The organism is Candidatus Paceibacterota bacterium, assembly GCA_028714635.1.
Lineage (GTDB): Bacteria > Patescibacteriota > Minisyncoccia > Phycocordibacterales > JAQTLZ01 > JAQTLZ01.
Map to the genome: position 1 here is coordinate 1 of JAQTLZ010000022.1, position 3,023 is coordinate 3,023.

The 3,023-nt window shown below is 44.7% G+C and carries 4 protein-coding genes; 1 reads left to right on the top strand and 3 read right to left on the bottom strand.

What is annotated here, in order from left to right; genetic code table 11:
* Nucleotides 1–327 precede the first annotated feature (327 nt).
* Nucleotides 328–672: a hypothetical protein gene (locus PHS53_05255; GenBank protein ID MDD5357516.1), complete on the top strand. Its 345-nt coding sequence runs from the start codon at nucleotides 328–330 to the stop codon at nucleotides 670–672.
* A 107-nt stretch (nucleotides 673–779) separates the two neighbouring features.
* Here the strand turns inward: PHS53_05255 and PHS53_05260 are convergent, their stop codons facing one another.
* Genes PHS53_05260 through PHS53_05270 form a run of 3 tightly spaced genes read right to left on the bottom strand, consistent with a single transcriptional unit; the run spans nucleotide 780 to nucleotide 2,822 of the window.
* Nucleotides 780–1,055 carry a hypothetical protein gene (locus PHS53_05260; protein MDD5357517.1) on the bottom strand — a complete coding sequence of 92 codons (276 nt, stop codon included), beginning with the start codon at nucleotides 1,053–1,055 and terminating at the stop codon, nucleotides 780–782.
* Nucleotides 1,056–1,113: 58 nt separating this feature from the next.
* The gene (locus PHS53_05265) at nucleotides 1,114–1,845 is read right to left on the bottom strand and encodes a hypothetical protein (GenBank protein MDD5357518.1); all 732 of its coding nucleotides are present in this window, start codon (nucleotides 1,843–1,845) and stop codon (nucleotides 1,114–1,116) included.
* Nucleotides 1,842–2,822, bottom strand: coding sequence for a hypothetical protein (locus PHS53_05270; GenBank protein MDD5357519.1), 981 nt, complete (start codon nucleotides 2,820–2,822; stop codon nucleotides 1,842–1,844). Before PHS53_05270 ends, PHS53_05265 begins: the two co-directional genes overlap by 4 nt.
* Nucleotides 2,823–3,023: the final 201 nt, after the last annotated feature.

Consider the following 3,023-nt stretch of genomic DNA (forward strand, 5'->3'; position numbering starts at 1 on the left):
AAGCTCGAAAGTGCCGCACATCCTCATCATCGTCCCGCGAACCATCACCAAAGATATAGCAAAGAAAAAGCTCTCCTTGGCGATTTTTTGTTTGCCGTAAAGCATCAAGAAAATCCCCCATCGTTTTCATCACATCCTCCTCTGCCGATTTGGCAATGAAACTCCGGTAGCAACTTCTTACTACAACATATCATCCAGAAAAGAAACCGTACAGAGGGAAGCATTTGAAGCTTGGTTCTGTGCTTTGTTGTTGATTATTTTTCTCCTGCGAGTATAGTAATCTCCAGTCAAAGAGTAACCCGTACCCATTGTGGAGGGCCATAGGCCATGAGTCAAAGTTGGAAACGTTTGCAGGAAGAAGAGGACAAAAAGGAAGCTGCTCTCCGGCTTGGCAAAGCACTTGCTACGCCAAGTCCGGGAAGGCTGAAGTTCCGAGCCAATCGCCAGAGGCGGCACGATCTGGCAAATGGTTCATCCAAAAAATCCCCGCCGAAGCTTGCACCGATGCCGTCGGACGCACCGGGCAATATGATTCCGGATGCCGTCACCACCTTTCAGGAAAGGTACGGCAAAGAGAAGCATGAACCGGCAGAGGCGGAGGAAATTTTTGAACCGTTCCAGAGAACAACGGTTCGCCGTCCCTACGGAGGCAATGTTCACCGCGCTTACTAGTCACATTTCTCGCAGATAGCCTCATCGCTTGTTTGCTAGAGAAAAACAAAGCACAGACCTGACTTTCGGTCTCGTGCTTTTTTATTTACTGGAAAATAAAAAACTTCTTACCGGCGAGTAAGAAGTTTGTCTCCGCGTTCCAGGTCTCGTTCGTGAGCAATTCGCCTGCGCTGACCTATGTCATCAAAATATCTCTTCGCTCCAAGAGAATCAAGCGAGATGATGATCTCATGGTCAAAATCAAGCGAGGGATGGAATTCATCCTCACGAATCCACAGCCTGCACCACCAAAGACGGAGGCGCAAAATCGGGAAAGAACAACACGCGCGACGGTCAAGTCTGTCCAGCTTGGCGAATGCCAACTTTTTCAATTTGGTGAACATACTTCACCCCCTTTCGTCCACTATTTTACAGCAAAAGAGAAAAGCTCACAATTATTTCTTAAAGAGAATACTCCCCTACTTTTGTACGAACAATATTGAGCGCTAATGCTCCGGTGCCGAGTTTACGGCCGAGTTTCTGTGCGAGCGAACGCATATAGGTTCCACTGCTGCACGATACACGAATTTTTATTACGGGAAAATTTTGGTCAGGAAGTTTTGAAAGCGTTTTCTGCCATAATTCTAGGATTTCTTTTTGGCGGAAGTCGCCTTTTACACGGGAGATGTCGTCGGAAATTTTCAGAAGAAAATTTCCGACCGAAATCTCGTATTTTTCTAAAAGTTTTATTGAATAAATCTCAATTTCTTTGGTGGGGATTTCAATTTCATCGAGCTCGCCGCTTTTTGCCAAAGCAAAAAGCGGCTTCCCTCCCACTGTCTTCGAAGAAAATGGTGGGTAGGATTGCGTATGCTTTCCGACGAAAATTTTGAGGAGTTTCTCAAAATTTTCGTCCACTGTCCCCTCCCCAACTTTAGTAACTTTACCGAGCAAGTCATACGTATCCGTCTCAATTCCAATCAGAACATCCACTTCGTACTCTTTTGGAAGTCCAAGATATTTTTCTTTCTCTTTGCATTCCTCTCCTACAAGCACAATTAAAACTCCTTCTGCAAGAGGATCTAATCTCCCAGCATACGTCATCTTTTCACCAGAAAATTCAGGCCGTTCTTTCCGCAATCGTTCGAGAGCTTCGAGTGGCGTTTCTCCTCGTCTCTTCCAGAAGACAATCATTTGAAGAGACTAAATCTCTCGACCGCTGCCTTTGCGACATCCACATACCACTTCTCATCATGCCCATACCATTTGCCCTCTGCCTGTAGTTCGCTGTATGCGTAGGGGGTAACGGTAGGCCTTTCTTCAGCGGGCAGACAAAAACTTGACCAACGCAAAAACTGAAATCCTTTACACTCGGAAAGCGGGACGACCGCATTCCTTTCTTTCTTTTCATCTCTATATTCCACAGCAAGAAGACTCCCTGGGGGAATACGGATATTATTCATTGTCACTTCAGTCAAAAGGAGTGCGGATTTTTCTCCATCAAATTTATGGAGCGCGATCGGATTTCCCGCATCGTCTACAATCAAATTAAAACCTCTCGAGGTATTATGAGGGTCATTCATAAATTCAAAAAAGAATTTCTCGGCACTACTGCAATCTCCAACCTTCTCTTTTGTTTTGTCCACCGGCAAAGCTCGAAGCTTTTTGGCAACATCCTCTGGGCACCCGAATACAACATCATGAATAGTGCCAGCTACTATTTTTTCTCCAACCGTTTTTGCTTTTTCCTGCATAGCTAAAAATACTTCCTCATCAGCGAAACTCCGAAAAGATGGAGCTGAAGCATTTAACTCTTTGTCCTCCATGTCGCGATGCTCGTCGGAAAATTTCCAATACGCCTGATTCCACCTCGTCACAACTGGGCCCTTTTCACTAAAAAGCCGCTCTGGTTTCGGTCCACCTTTCCCATTAGTAAAATTGCGGAAACACTTGCCACTCGTAAAAAAGGCTCCACCCTGACGGATCTGATTTCCGTCCTTTGTTACTTCTTTGAATAAAGGAGCGTAGAGCTCATAGAGAGGATAGCCCAGAGCTTCATATTCTTCCGGAATATGCTCAATGGGACTTTCAAAAACTTCTGCAGTAGACAACTGCGGAGGTCTTTCTTCCATCTCATCTTGTTCTGGTGTTGTTGGAGCATCTTCAATCATGGTGTTCTATTTTACCAAATAATACGCTACAATACTCACATTATGACTGACAAAAAACTTTCTACTGAACCCTACAAAGGCGTGCGGGATTTCTATCCCGAAGATATGGCTATCCAAAATTATATTTTTGGCGTATGGAAAAAGGTAGCTGAAGAATTTAAATATCAAGAATATAGCGATTCCCTTCTCGAATACGCTGAT